This is a genomic window from Rhizobium sp. BK376, assembly GCF_004341625.1.
GTDB lineage: Bacteria > Pseudomonadota > Alphaproteobacteria > Rhizobiales > Rhizobiaceae > Rhizobium.
Genome location: NZ_SLZG01000024.1, coordinates 1 through 13,327, shown reverse-complemented (window position 1 = coordinate 13,327; position 13,327 = coordinate 1). Strand labels below are relative to the sequence as shown.

13 protein-coding genes and 2 pseudogenes are annotated in these 13,327 nt (G+C 56.9%); 4 read left to right on the top strand and 11 right to left on the bottom strand.

The window, feature by feature from the left end; all coding sequences use genetic code 11:
* Positions 1 to 20 precede the first annotated feature (20 nt).
* On the top strand, positions 21 to 1,214 hold the full coding sequence (locus tag EV561_RS30605; RefSeq protein WP_132527605.1) for a DUF1173 domain-containing protein: 1,194 nt from the start codon (positions 21 to 23) through the stop codon (positions 1,212 to 1,214).
* A gap of 560 nt (positions 1,215 to 1,774) precedes the next feature.
* Here the strand turns inward: EV561_RS30605 and EV561_RS30600 are convergent.
* From EV561_RS30600 to EV561_RS30565, 7 genes are all read right to left on the bottom strand, one after another.
* Complete coding sequence (locus tag EV561_RS30600) at positions 1,775 to 2,176, bottom strand: hypothetical protein (RefSeq protein ID WP_132527603.1); 402 nt, start codon at positions 2,174 to 2,176, stop codon at positions 1,775 to 1,777.
* 320 nt (positions 2,177 to 2,496) lie between these two features.
* Positions 2,497 to 3,138, bottom strand: coding sequence for a hypothetical protein (locus tag EV561_RS30595; RefSeq protein WP_132527700.1), 642 nt, complete (start codon positions 3,136 to 3,138; stop codon positions 2,497 to 2,499).
* 176 nt (positions 3,139 to 3,314) lie between these two features.
* Entirely contained in the window at positions 3,315 to 3,815 is a 501-nt protein-coding gene (locus tag EV561_RS30590; protein WP_132527601.1) for a hypothetical protein, read from the bottom strand.
* Between the two features lie 1,022 nt (positions 3,816 to 4,837).
* The gene (locus EV561_RS30580; RefSeq protein WP_132527597.1) at positions 4,838 to 5,398 is read right to left on the bottom strand and encodes a nucleotidyltransferase family protein; all 561 of its coding nucleotides are present in this window, start codon (positions 5,396 to 5,398) and stop codon (positions 4,838 to 4,840) included.
* Positions 5,399 to 5,504: 106 nt separating this feature from the next.
* The gene (locus tag EV561_RS30575; RefSeq protein WP_132527595.1) at positions 5,505 to 5,981 is read right to left on the bottom strand and encodes a GNAT family N-acetyltransferase; all 477 of its coding nucleotides are present in this window, start codon (positions 5,979 to 5,981) and stop codon (positions 5,505 to 5,507) included.
* Positions 5,982 to 6,323: 342 nt separating this feature from the next.
* The gene (locus tag EV561_RS30570) at positions 6,324 to 6,509 is read right to left on the bottom strand and encodes a hypothetical protein (protein ID WP_132527593.1); all 186 of its coding nucleotides are present in this window, start codon (positions 6,507 to 6,509) and stop codon (positions 6,324 to 6,326) included.
* A 386-nt stretch (positions 6,510 to 6,895) separates the two neighbouring features.
* The gene (locus EV561_RS30565; protein ID WP_132527591.1) at positions 6,896 to 7,108 is read right to left on the bottom strand and encodes a hypothetical protein; all 213 of its coding nucleotides are present in this window, start codon (positions 7,106 to 7,108) and stop codon (positions 6,896 to 6,898) included.
* A 466-nt stretch (positions 7,109 to 7,574) separates the two neighbouring features.
* On the opposite strand from EV561_RS30565, the gene EV561_RS30560 reads away from it, so the two are divergent.
* Positions 7,575 to 8,201, top strand: coding sequence for a phosphatase PAP2 family protein (locus tag EV561_RS30560; protein WP_165927975.1), 627 nt, complete (start codon positions 7,575 to 7,577; stop codon positions 8,199 to 8,201).
* A gap of 186 nt (positions 8,202 to 8,387) precedes the next feature.
* Positions 8,388 to 8,628: pseudogene (locus EV561_RS30555) on the top strand (DUF6429 family protein).
* Here EV561_RS30555 and EV561_RS30550 read toward each other — a convergent pair.
* Genes EV561_RS30550 through EV561_RS30540 form a run of 3 tightly spaced genes read right to left on the bottom strand, consistent with a single transcriptional unit; the run spans position 8,597 to position 11,063 of the window.
* Positions 8,597 to 10,240, bottom strand: a complete 1,644-nt coding sequence (locus EV561_RS30550; RefSeq protein WP_132527587.1) for an IS66 family transposase — start codon at positions 10,238 to 10,240, stop codon at positions 8,597 to 8,599. The pseudogene EV561_RS30555 and the gene EV561_RS30550 overlap by 32 nt on opposite strands.
* A 47-nt stretch (positions 10,241 to 10,287) precedes the next feature.
* A complete protein-coding gene (gene tnpB / locus EV561_RS30545; RefSeq protein WP_017965232.1) occupies positions 10,288 to 10,638 on the bottom strand; it encodes an IS66 family insertion sequence element accessory protein TnpB in 351 nt (116 codons plus the stop codon).
* Positions 10,635 to 11,063 carry a transposase gene (locus EV561_RS30540; RefSeq protein ID WP_132527585.1) on the bottom strand — a complete coding sequence of 143 codons (429 nt, stop codon included), beginning with the start codon at positions 11,061 to 11,063 and terminating at the stop codon, positions 10,635 to 10,637. The genes tnpB and EV561_RS30540 overlap by 4 nt, the downstream gene beginning before the upstream one ends.
* 392 nt (positions 11,064 to 11,455) lie before the next feature.
* Here EV561_RS30540 and ligD point away from each other — a divergent pair, with 392 nt between their 5' ends.
* A complete protein-coding gene (gene ligD / locus EV561_RS30535) occupies positions 11,456 to 12,502 on the top strand; it encodes a non-homologous end-joining DNA ligase (protein WP_132527583.1) in 1,047 nt (348 codons plus the stop codon).
* A 472-nt stretch (positions 12,503 to 12,974) separates the two neighbouring features.
* Here ligD and istB read toward each other — a convergent pair.
* Positions 12,975 to 13,327, bottom strand: a pseudogene (gene istB / locus EV561_RS30525) (IS21-like element ISRsp2 family helper ATPase IstB); the annotation flags it as partial.

Genomic DNA, 13,327 nt, shown 5'->3' with positions numbered 1-13,327 from the left:
GAAGTCGGAAGGAGAAACCCATGCGCCGGTATCGGATCGACGGGATCGAACTTGCGGAGGACGCGCCGGAACTGGCGGCGGCGCTCGCGGACGCTTTTGCTCGCAAGCTCCGGCCGCTCTGCCTTTGCAGGCCTGATGGCGTTGCAATGTATATCGCCCGCTTCGACGGACAGCATCTTATCAAGCGTATGCCCTCTTCGGGAGGGAGCCATGATCCCTCCTGCGGCGCCTATCAGCCTCCGCACGAGCTGTCCGGGCTGGGCTCCCTGATCGGGGATGCCATTCGGATCGATGAAGAGAAGGGTGTCGCAGCGCTAAGGCTGGATTTTCCGCTGGCAAAGACCGGCTCTCGGCCAGCGCGCGCGGCGGAACCGTCCCTCTCCGATACCGTGAAAAACGCCAGCAAGCGGCTCTCCCTGCGCGCTCTGCTCCATTATCTGTGGCACGAGGGCGAACTGACCGAATGGACGGCCGCCTGGGCGGGCAAGCGAGGCTGGGGTCGCGTGCGCGCCAGCCTGATCGAGGCAGCCCGAAGGATGACCGTCAGCAGCGGGTCGTTCTCCGAGGTTCTGTTCGTGCCGGAGGTGTTTCATCCGGAGGAAAAATCGGCGATCGCGGCCCGGAGGGCAATGACTCTGGGTGTCCTCGCAAACAGCGGAACCGGAAAACGCAAGCTCATGGTTCTTGTCGGGGAGGTCAAGGAGTTTGCCGAGGCGCGAAGCGGCCGCCGCCTGGTCGTCAAGCATATGCCGGATTATCAACTGGTGATCGAGGAAGAAACATGGAAGCGGCTGAAGAAGATCTTTGCCAACGAGTTCGCCTTCTGGAATGCCGATCCGGCCCTTCACATCGTCACCATTTTGACCTTCGGTCTCAACGCGGCTGGGCTCGCTGTGGTCGAGGAGATGGCGCTCATGATCACCACCGAAAACTGGATTCCCTTCGAGACGGCGCACGAACGGCAATTGCTCGAACGCCTGGCTCGCCTGCGCCGTAAAAGCGTGAAAGGTCTGCGCTTCAATTTGTCACCCGACAAGCCGGTGGTCAGCGTCACCCTACCGGAGCCGCGGCCGGATCCCGTTGCAATGTTCATCGTGCCGGCGGATGCCGACGAGGCTTACGAGGTCGCACTCCTTGGTATGATCGATGCGCGGCCGGAAATGCGAACATGGATTTGGCATGTGGGTGAGGGGGACATGCCAATGATGCCGTAAAGGAGTGTCACGCTGACGAGATGCTCCAGTACAATTTCGAGCGAGGTGACTCGGTATATTTGCGATATGAAGACGATAAGATATCGAAACCAGGAGGCCATAATGGTGGCGATGCCTCGGTCGAATATGGAAAGCCGCCCTCGGCCGAGGAGGCAAGACCGGCACGCAGCGAATGGCCCGAGAATTTTGCCGCGTGCTCACCTTGCTAAGATCGCCTCTGGTCCGCAAGCTGACACAACCCAATCGCCATCGCCGTTGGACACTACGCTTTGCACCCTAATGCCCGGACCGGGCGACCATTTTGGTTTCGTACGCATACTCGTCATAGCTGCGTGGCTATCAACGATTTCTAACCACACAAAGTGAGGAAGACCCCGTTAAATGCAAAACGATAGCGACAAACCCGGAAGCCACTTCACGATGATGACTGCTCCGGCGTTGCCTCTACCGAGCCGCCGGCTGCGGGCCGATCCTGCAAGCGCTGTCCGGGCATAGTCTGGCATCCGAAGGATGCGCCGCTGGTGGCGCACCCTCAACGCCAAAAAGCGCAACTTCCCCGATTACTCTGGAATCCAGGTTTCGTTGGTCACACCCTTCGATCCTCCGTAGCTCCAGACCCCTTCCCAATTGCCGTTTGACTGTTCGTAATAGACGGCGATCCCGTACGAGTCCTTGCTGACATATCCAACGGAGATGCCGGTATCATCGGCAGTAGCGTGGCCGGACTCGATGTCATGCCCATCGAAGCGGGAACCCAAGCCGGTGCCAACGGATTCGGTCCCGCCAATATTCCAAACGACTTTATAGGTCGCGCCGGTGCGGTTAATTTTCACAGTACCTGTATAAGTGCTGCCATCATCGGCATTCTTGCCTACGACCTTGAAAGTTCCTGTCGGATCTGCCAGCGCGATACCCGGCAGAATCAAAAGGGTGCATGCAGAAATAATTGTGCGAATATACATATTTCCCTTTCTTTGGATGTGTCGACCCTCATCGACCTGGGAAATATATCAGAAGCACCTTTCTGCACGATGAATCGGCCTTTCCTCTTGCGCCCGCTGGACCATGGAGAACCGCGTGATTTTTTTCTATCTTCATTGAGGAGACTGCCACTTGAGTGTGGCCTTCCGCTGACGGATGTGTCTCGATAGGATCTGTCGTTTTGGCATGTAATCGTAAGAATGCGCCCGTTCCGGCGGGTCACGGAAATCATTCAGTCCGACTGTCGGACCGAACTCTAACCCGCGGCGCTAGGTCGGCTGCTAGAACGCGCCTCGGTTTGTCAATCCGCCGACGTCCTTTCCATCGCGTCTCGTATCTGGTCAATTTTTCCGTTGGTGGCGCCGACACCGAGGATGTTTTTGGCTTCCGAGAGAGCGGCGGGGCTGATGGTGCCTGATTTCGTCGACGACGCCAGGGCTCTCGCCAGCGCCTGATCGCCGAGCGCCGGATCGAGCGCGGAAGGCTCGGTCCCATTGTCGATTTCATAGCGGGCGTAGGCGACGGCATAGGCGGAGATTGCCGTCATCTTGGGATCGGATGAGTTCATATACGCCCGATAGTTCCGATTTAGAGAGTTCAGACCCGCAAGCTGCGCGTGAAGGCTTTTATCCTTCGTCGGCTTTTCCGTCTTTACAGTCTTGGAAGAAGAGTCGTCGTCCGCGTCGTCATTATCCTGGGCGCTTTTTCGAGACTGAAGACTGCCCCGTCCGGAGTTGTCGTTCTGGCTGTGCTGGCTACTATTTCCGTTGCTGCCACCGTTGCCGTTGCTACCACCGTTCCCGTGACCATTTCCGCCACCGTTCCCCCCTCCATTTCCACCATCCTTGGCCAGAGCGACGGTGTCAAACCCGACGATAACGGTCGAGCTGGCGGCGAAAGCGAGGGTGAGGACGGCCACAGATGCCAAGGTAAACCGACGCATAGATTTTCTCCCGTTCGAAGAAGCAAAAGCATGGAAGCGTGTCGTGAACACGCGATCGAATCTGATGTTAAGCTAGGCGACCGATTACCAATTGCACATTGGGCTCCAGTCGGACGCGAGACGGACTAAGGTCCTATGAGTGCATGATGGTTACCCTAGGAAGACACGCGGCCGGCTCACCCCGTTTCCTTCGATGCGGCGGCAAAACCAACTTCGGTGAGCGTATAGAATCCAACGCGATCAGGGTATTTCTTCATCGGGCAGGTTTTGATGAATCCACGAGCAAGAAGCCGTTCCTCGGTATCCGGTCCACAGTTTCGAAGTTCGCCGGTCGGCACTTTCGAATTGCGGCCCTTCCCATACAATTGTCGTAAAACGCCTTTCTCCCGCGCATCCAGAGGTAGACACCGAACTACTTTCGTACGGGCCGGAGCACTTTTTTTAGTCAACTGTCCCGAGGAGTGATGAACTTTCGGATTCGCTTTCGACGCTTCGATAAGCGCTTCAAGGTCCTCGGGAAGAAAGAACATTGCTTTTCCGATGGTGTGATACGCACCCACTCCGCGGGCGCGCTCTCGGAGTGTTCGTTCGGAGATGATTATCCCCTTGGATTGAAATACCGCGACCACCTGGGCAGGCGTCATCACTTCCGAAAGCTTTTCAAACGGGCTGGTCATTCAAATTTTCGCGCATGTTTCGATTGAATCGTTAACTGACTCGCGCATAGCATCTTCGACATGCCCTTAGGATTCAAGGAACGGCCTCGAATTCTTCCGAGGTGCCATGTCCATCTGGATTCGGATACAGCGAAAAGTTTAAATCCCTTGTCGCAATGGTGTGTCGACCAGACGTCCCAGCGGCGAGGGATTTCGATTAAGTCTCAGTAGTTTCCTCGAACGAGTCGGCGGTGAGCTAACCCGCGGTAGTTGCCAAACCAATGGATCAAAGCAGCCGGGATTCGCGCAAACGTCGACCCGGGCCACCAACAATGGATTTTAATATCCAGTTCCGCCATCGCGCACCCTGAGAAAGGGGAGACAAAAAGAACCCCGCACAAGGGCGGGGTAAGAGCAAGCATTCCAGCAGGTGGGCCGGTGGGTAGTCGGCCCGCGCGAAGAATGCCCGCTTTTGGCGAAATTTCAAGTGGCATACTCGCCAACTTGAATTACGGGCGGCGAGCGTTCAGCTGATCGCGGCAGTCCGCGCCAAAATGAGTAACTGCATCTCGTCTCGCAAACCTTGTTTATAGAAATGAATGATTGAGGCCGCGATAACCTCTTCCTTTTCGCTTCCCCGCTCGATGCTCAACTCTTCGCGGACAATATCGAATACCTTCTGGCAACGATCGAGATCCTCCGAAAAGAGCGGAAGATCAGATGGATGAATATATCGCCTCAACATGCCCGCCCCCCGTTACGACAGGTGAGAGTGAGGGGATCGCTGCCACAACGCAATACTTCCCCCGAGGCAGCGACCCTTGGTCCCCTGGCGATAGGAAGAGAAATAGTGCGGGCGGGAGTTCGGAAAATCATCCAGACGAGCTATCGGACCGAAGTCTGGCCATGGGGTGAGGGCCGTGGCTGAGAGCGAGCGAAATGTATTCCTTCCGTTCGCTTATCGTTCTCGATGTCGCGTCTAGGACTAATTTACGGCATTATGGAGCAAGTGCCACAAAGCTCGCCATCTGCGAAACCCAGGATCAAAGAGCAACTGAAAGCCATGGCCATCGAGTCTGGTATTCCTGACATTTCTTGAGAAATAGGTTTGTCAGAGGGTTGTTTGGGTTGATGCGCAGAATGCCATTCCGCATGTCGTCGAACCCAGCTGGAGCATAGACCTCGTTACTCCCGATGCTGATCCCGAATTGCGTGCAGGCGATTAGGTAGCGGTCAATTCCGTCTTCAACTCGCGTCAGCGGCGGACAAGGGGAGCCGAATTTCTGTTGATACCAAAGGTGAACACGGGCCTGGTTCCTGATTTCAACTTTCTCGGCGAGATCGCTAAGCATTTCTCGCGCTCTTTGAATGACGGCGTCTTCTGCTTCCCACGACAGGTCGTTGGCATCGAAGTAGAACACGTCGTAGTCCTTGATAGCCCAGTCTGGCTCGTTCCCGCTTTTGAGATTCCATACGGTTTGAAACAAACAGCCTGCGGTCAGGGTACCCTGAGGCAATCGTAGTTCGGGAAGAACTTCGAGAAGCCAGCGGTTTGTGTGGTTTTTCTTTACCTGTTTGATAAACTGGTGCTCAGTAAATGACATGATTCCAGCGCCTCTATGTTCGCCCAATGTTCCAATCGTTTTGATGATGTGTCAACGTGCTCAGAGCACCGACTCGACTCTGCGGAACAGTCCTAGTAGGGGTCCTCTACCGGGAGTCGAGTCGCTTTGGACGCTCCATGAGGAAGTGGGTTGAAGTGCGTCCCACTTCAACGAAACCATTTCGTCGGTAGAGGCTACCAACTGGGTTCCACAGAAGATATTCAAGCCGAACGGGGAGGTCTTCGTCGTCGGCAAGTTCGAGGCAGTGGGCAAGAATTTTCGAGCCAATGCCGAGGCCCCGAAATGAGTCAATCAGATAGAATTCCCCGAAGCGGACGAACTCTGGTAGCAATTGAAGCGAGAGAGTTCCAATTGGCCGTCCATTCAGCTCGATCTGACAGAATGGCTTCTCGCGCAATCGCTGATCGTGGACTTCGCGCTGGAACTTTTCATCCCATCCCCACTGCTGAATGATGTGAGGACCGAGCGCCTGTTTCTTCGCCTGGAATGAGAACTCGAATTCCTCATCCGTTGGCGTGAGCGTCTGAAATGTCAAATCAGGGGGAAGGTCTGGAACTTTCATAGGATCAGACTACCTTCGAGCGAGCAGCCCGTCACCTCTGTTTTCCACTTATCAACTTCGAGACAAGTGACACCGCCTTGTGGCACTTGCTCCATAATGCCGCTAATTTAGGCATTCTGGGAGGTTTGTAGCGGACAGCGAGAGCTGCCGCAGTCGGAGCCCGCAGAGGGGTACAAAGCGGGCTCCGACGAGGCCGGTAAGTTGTTCTCCAGCGAGAACTAACAACGGCCTGTACAGCCATAGCTCACAGACGCGGGTTATTGCCAATCAATTCCGCGGCGGCTGCCAGCTGGTGGCGCCACCTATGACCAAAAAGAGACCCAAGGAAGCGACGGGCCAACGTCAGTTGTCGGTAATATCATGGGCGACATTGTCGAATTCCCCCGCCGGCTCTTCAATTGCATGCTTCAACAGAATCCGCACGGTGCTGAGCCTCATATCAGCCTCCGCGTCTTCGGAATCTTCTTCCCCAAGTATCGCGAGGGCAGCCTCAAGGCGTTGGTACACTTCAGATTTCGTCAGTTTCATCGTTTCACCTCTCTGTGAAGCAGAATATCGCTATCAAACGGCGAATGTCACAATCAGAGCGGCTGGGTTGATCGGCATCTTTAGCCATATGCATTCCCCGACAACATTCGGCACGCGAGTTTTCCGCTAGACGAGCCAGGCACTCGCGGTGATGCTGGCGGAAACAAGGGCGCCTGGCTCTGCTTGCAAAGGAATACAAGCTATTCCCAACCTGCCGGCGCTCAGATTGTTCCCGAGCATCCGCGCGGGAAGCAAGGGGCGGTGAGCCAGGCTCTCCTCGGGATGGAACAGCGATGATCGAGCCTGGCTCTGCTCACATTGGGATGTAAGCGATAATCAAAGCTCTGCTGGGCGGGAAAGTTCCGTCACCACGTATAGGGGTGGGGCTACCTGAGCCGAAAGCACTTTTCGGCCAGGCGGATCAGTAACAGACTGGTCACAATCCACGCCACGAGATCGATGGGCAACGCTATCAGGTAGTATTTGTTTACGAAGACCGCCGCCACGAAGGTCGCTTTCGCCAAAAGCAGAGCCGGCACGCCGGTCAACGCGAAGATGAGCACACCCCAGAACATCGGCTTGAGATAATCCTCGTACATAGCGGCTCGCCTTGGGCAAGATCTGGTAACTTCTGAATAGTCAGTTCTTAATCTAATACGCGTAGTTTTATCGCTCATAATACAATTTTTCGATGAATAAATACGGTCGACTGCAAGCCACTTCTGGTCGGCCGTGGCCGGAGACGGAGCTGACAGAATGCCATGTTCTCTGCATAAGGTCCGTGTTGCCCTGTGGATGTTGACCATATTGGCGTATTCCGCAACATATTCGTTGATAAATTTGTCTGGCTTTCCCGTTGATTATAGCTCCTTCGCACCTCTGGTGGCGGGAATGGGGCTGGGCGCTGTATTCATCAGCGCCTACTGCTCTGCGAGAGACATGCCGCGGCTTCGAAGCATTGGAGAATGTGCGTTCCTTGGCGTTCTCTTGACGGTGCCAGTCGTTATTTCCACATATCTAGCAGCGTGGATCGCGATGCCTCTGGCAGATGCTAGGCTGTCGCGCATGGACTCTGCACTCGGTTTTTCTTGGTTCGGCTTCATTCATTTTGTGGATTCGGTACCGTGGCTAGCGTTTACGCTCGGAATTGCCTACCAATCATTTGCTTTCCAACTTCTGGGTCTGCCAATATTGCTTGCAGCTATCGGGCGTGCCGAGCGCGCTTATGCCATGGTGGTTTCCTATGCGCTAATTTGTTTTGTCTCTAGCATTATTTCGACTTGGTTCCCTGCGCTGGGGACATACGTCACGTATGGCGTTCATCAGAGAGACCTCCACAATATTGACGCTCACTTCGCATTTTTCTTTCTCGATCAATTCAATGCCGTACGAAATGCCCCACGCTTCCTTTTTACATTTAGCCAGGCTGCGGGCATTGTCACGTTCCCGTCCGTGCACGCTGGTGTAGCCGCTGTTTGCGGCTGGGCAGTTTGGAAAGTGCCGGTGATTAGGTACCCGATTGTGCTGTTGAACGTATTTATGGCCGCTGCGGCAATCTCGAACGCAAACCACTATCTTGTTGATGTCATCGCTGGTGGGTTGATTGCCGCTCTGTGCATCTCATCGGTGAAGGTCCTGGTCAGAGAGGCAGCGCCAACTGTCAAAGGATACGAGTTGTCCCACGCTGAGTAAGCACATTGTTGGCTTTTTTTGAGCGGTCGCCATGAAGAGTCGGCTCACCCACACGCCCAAGTACGGGCATAAGCACCTCGGTTTCTAAAAAGCCGTTAATTTGGTGTCGCCACCCCATCGCATATTCCGTATCCATCCGAGGTAGGCCGCAGGGATCTTTGCGGTCGCGCGTGGTAAGCTTGCGGAATGGAGATCGACGAGGACAAAATCGACGACGCGGTGCTGGCGTTGCTATGGCTGACGCTTCACAACGAGCATTGCGCCTGGAAGGGGTTTGACTGGGCGACGACTGATCGCTTGTATCAGAAGGGCGGGTGATCCGGTGAACAAGTCGAAGTCACTGGTGCTGACGGACGAGGGTCTGCGCCGGTCGGAAGAGCTGTTTCGGAAACTGTTTACGCGGCAGCCGGGATTTCCATCGCCTTGATCGCCTTCCACTCCCAAGGCAAGAGCTCATGCAGGCGGGAGACGGGAAGCGCGGCGATGCGGGCCAGCACGTCGGCAAGCCAGGCCCTTGGATCGATGTCGTTGAGGCGAGCCGTCGTAATCAGGGTCAGCATGATGGCGGCCCGGTCGGCGCCCCGATCGGATCCGGCGAAGCTCCAGTTTTTTCTGCCGCAAGCCACGCCGCGCAGGGCTCTTTCCGCCGCGTTATTCGTCATGCAAATCCTGCCGTCATCGGCGTATCGGGCAAAGTCGGCCCAGCGCGACAGCATGTAGTTGATCGGTTCGATGACCGGTGAGGAGCGTGAGAGGCCCTCCTGTTCCTGGCGCAACCAGGCCTCCAGCTCGATGAGCAGCGGCTTGCTCTTTTCCTGGCGCACGGCAAGCCGCTCCTCGACGCGTCTGCCGTTGATATCGCGCTCGATGGCAAACAACGCGTCGATGCGTTTAACCGCCTCCAACGCCGTCGCCGAGACAGGCCGTGCGCCTTTACCCCGGCGCGCACTGCGAGAGACGTCGGCCAGCTCGAAGAACTTCCGGCGCGCATGGGCAAAGCAGAAAGCCGGCGTCACCGGTATTTGTTTCTTTGTCCGATCGAACAGCGGATTGAAGCCATTGTAGCAGTCAGCCTGCAGGATACCGGTGAACTCGGCCAGATGTCGTTGCGGATGTTCGCCACGCCGGTCGCTGGAGGCGTAGAAGACGGCGGCCGGTGGCGACTGTCCCCCAAAGGGCCTATCGTCGCAAACGTAAGTCCATATGCGGCCGGTGATGCACTGCCCTTTGGCGAGAATCGGGATAGTGGTGTCGTCGCCATGCAATCGCTCGGCTGCAAACACGTGGGTCTCGATGAGATCGAAGAGCGGCTTGACGGCGGCGCTGACGTAGCCAACCTGGTCGGCAAGCGTCTGGGTGGACAGATCAATTCCCTCGCTGCGGAAACGCCGGCTCTGGCGGTTGAGCGGCTGATGCTCGGAGAATTTGTCGAAGACGATAGTGGCGAGAAGGTTGGGGCCGAGAAAGCCGCGCGGCGTGGCATGGAACGGCGCCGGCGCCTGGCTGATGCAGCCGCACTCCCGGCAAGTAAACTTATCCCGGACGGTCTCGACCACCTTGAAGCGGCGTGGGATCTCCTCCAGCGTCTCGGTAGTATCCTCGCCCAGTTTCGACAGCCGTTCGCTACCGCAATGGGTGCAGGCAACAGGTGCTTCAATGATGACGCGCTCGCGTTCGATATTCTCTGGCCAGGGCTTGCGCACCGGTCGCTTGCGAGTGAAGGCACGTACGGCTTGGGTTTTGGCGGCAGACGCCTCTGAAGCGAGCTCGTCCTCGGTAGCGTCTGCGACCAGCTCTTCGAGCTGCAATTCCATCTGGTCGATCAGCCGCTGGGTGCGCTCCCGGCTCGGACCGTGTTTGTCGCGTTCCAACTTGGCGATCAGCAATTGCAGATTGGCGTTGAGCGCCTCGATGCTGGAAAGCTCTGCCTTGGCTTTGGTCGCTTCGGCCTCGGCCTGCAACCGCGCCTCGCGTTCCGCCAGCAGCGCGGCGTGGGCGCTGGCAAGATCGTCAGGAAGGGAAAGCGGCGGTAACGACATGCAAATTTTAGAGCATATTTCCTGAATAAATTCAATGAAGAAGGTACTCAAACCCGTGTCGGACGCCAAGTTTCCTGAGGAGCTCGCCAATCGATTCCGGACAGCAAATAGGAAAGCTGCGCCGGTGTGATCGCCACCGCGCCGCCCTCTGCATTCGGCCAGATAAACCGGCCGCGTTCCAATTTTTTCGTGAACAGGCATGCGCCCTGGCCATCATGCCAGATCAATTTTACCAGATCACCTCGACGGCCCCGGAAGCAGAACAGATGACCGCCCAGAGGGTCATGCTTCAACACTTCCTGCACCCGAAGGGCCAGCGAAGGAAAGCCGCACCGCATATCCGTATGACCCGTCGCCAGCCACACCTTGATCCCCGTTCCCATCGGAAACGGGTTCATCGCAACGTCTCCAGACTACAAATGAGCAGCAGCAGGACGTCCACGTCGACATCCCGACCGACGATCACACGCCGGCCGTTCGCACTCACCACCTCCATGCGACCGGGTGCGGTGACAGAAGGCGGCACAGCGACAGTCGCCGCAGGTGGCGTATTCGTAACATCAGGCTCGGCAACAACGATCGCTGGAACAAATCCGTTCGCCGAGCTGGGGACAAGCCGTCCTTCCCGCGCGGCCCTGCGCCAGGCATTCAACTGCCAGCGCGTGATCCCATGACGCTGCGCCGTGGCCGTCACCTGCCGCGGGCCGTTATAACTCTCAGCCACGATCGCCAGCTTCGCTTCATCCGTGAAACGCCGGCGACGCCCGCTATCGACAATCGCCATCCGGCTAAAACGCCCGGTCAGATCATTTATCCCGTCCATATGTGAAGAACCGTCTATATTGCCGTCTATATAGACAGAGCATCCACACTCTCACTCACTGCACAATGCGGCCCAACTCGGATGCGTACCATATTCCCCAGAGGTGGCGACTTACTCTCAGTCTCTCCAGACAAGCTAGTACATAGGCCGGTGCGCGGTCGGGGAAATTCCCCAGTCGGGTGATGCCCTGAAGCGACAGTAGCAATCGTTCTGAAGTTCTTGGGGCAACCCCGCCCGTGAAAACGAGCCAGGCACTCGGGGTGATGCTGGTGGAAACAAGGGCGCCTGGCTCTGCTTACATGGGGACACGTAAGCATTAATTTAATTTCCAGCGTGAAGGAAAGTTCCCAATCGACTCGACTCTTCGACCGATCTCTGTTGCACTTCGAGACATGACAAAGGTTCCGCGTAAGTCATCCCAACCGCTCCTTCGCAACACCGACGCTCCGCTGCGCAGTCGGCCGCGCAGACCGCTCGATCTGGATCAACCGCAACTTCAATTCGATCCAATGCCCGACAGGATCGAGCCATGCTTAGCGGTGTTGAAGCCAAAAGTGCCGATCGGGCCGGATTGGCTCTACGAGATCAAGTGGGACGGCTATCGGCTAGCGGTGCACGTTGAGCCGAGTAGCGTCCGGATCATCACCCGCGGCGGGCACGACTGGACCGATCGCTTCCCCTCGATTGCCGAAGAGGCGGCCTCGATCGGAACGACGGCTATCCTGGACGGCGAGGCGGTCGTGCTCGATGAGCAGGGCCGATCAGATTTCGGCGCCCTGCAGCAGGCCCTCGGCGGACGGAGCGGAGAGCGTCACGCATCGAAAGCCGTGTTTTTTGCCTTCGATCTGCTTTACTTCGATGGTCATGACGTCTCGTGGATGGACCTGAGCGACCGCCGGCACATGCTTGAAGGTTTGTTGAAGGATCGTGCCGGCGGTATTCGGCTTTCGGAAGAATTCGAAGGCGATGGGCAGGCGCTCTTTGATGCCGCCTGCGAGCACGGCCTGGAAGGTGTCATCGCAAAGCGGCGTGATGCGCCCTACCGATCTGGCCGTCTCGGCGATTGGGTCAAGGTCAAGTGCATCCAGAGCGACAGCTTCTTCATCGTCGGCTATGAGCCGTCGACCGCGGCACTCGGTGGCATCGGCCGGCTGTTGCTGGCCGCTTATCGAGGTGACGAGCTCGTTTATGTCGGCGGGGTAGGGACCGGCTTCAAAGAGCGAGCGACGATCAAGCTCCGCGCCGATCTCGACAGTTTGAAGACGGTGACACCACCGATCAATTTGAAGAGGAAGGGCGTCGTGTGGGTTCAACCGACGCTCATCGCCGAGATCGAGTACCGAGCCTGGACGGATGATGGCAAGCTTCGCCATGCCTCCTACAAGGGGTTGAGGGAAAAACAGGATAACGCGGCGGTTTTTCAGATCGCTAGCGGATGATCCCGTTATGAGCCATCAGCCGATCGTAATAGTCTTCCGTCTTAACGCCGCTACTCGTGGGTCTGTCTCGTAGCCTTGATGTGGCAATAGCCGTTGGCACACACGCGGGCCGTGCCCGCTCCATTGCCAGAAACCTTGTTTCAGACCATTCGCCTCGTAGCGGATGCGCCCGACGGGGATCTGCCGATCCCATCCTTGGAAATCTGTCTTCCAGCTGTCGCGGTCGGCTTCATCCGGCCAAGTCTTGCGCCAACGATAGCGCGGCTCAGGCACTTCACTCATCTCATCTAAGACGCCAAGAGCTCGGCGACCGTACCAGCCCCGCGCTGGGCGTCGGGGTCTTTGTGGGGATAATGAGCCCAGCACTGCGCGCTTCGCAAAAGGTGGACATTGATTCCGCTAAATCCCGGACAGCAGTTTCACTAAAGTCCGGACAGTTTGACGAGGTTGGCCCTCGGCAGCCTGGTTGCCATCAGGGCTGATTGATTTCTCCGTTTTCAGCAGCCGTCAAGAGGGGTGCGTTCTTTTGCTTTCGCATGCTCTCGCCCCGCAGCGTAATGCGATGGGCATTGTGCACGATGCGGTCGAGTATGGCGTCGGCGACGGTGCTATCGGCAATAAGGTCGTGCCAGCTTGCCACGGGGACTTGGGCTGTAATCAGGGTGGATTTTCGCTGATAGCGCTCCTCGACGATTTCGAAGAGGTGGAAGCGCTGCTGATCGGAGAGCGCATGTGTTCCAAAGTCGTCAAGGATGAGGAGCTGGACGCGAGTGAGCTTGTCGATGAGGCGGGGAAAGGAGCCATCGAGGCGGGCAAGCGCGAGAT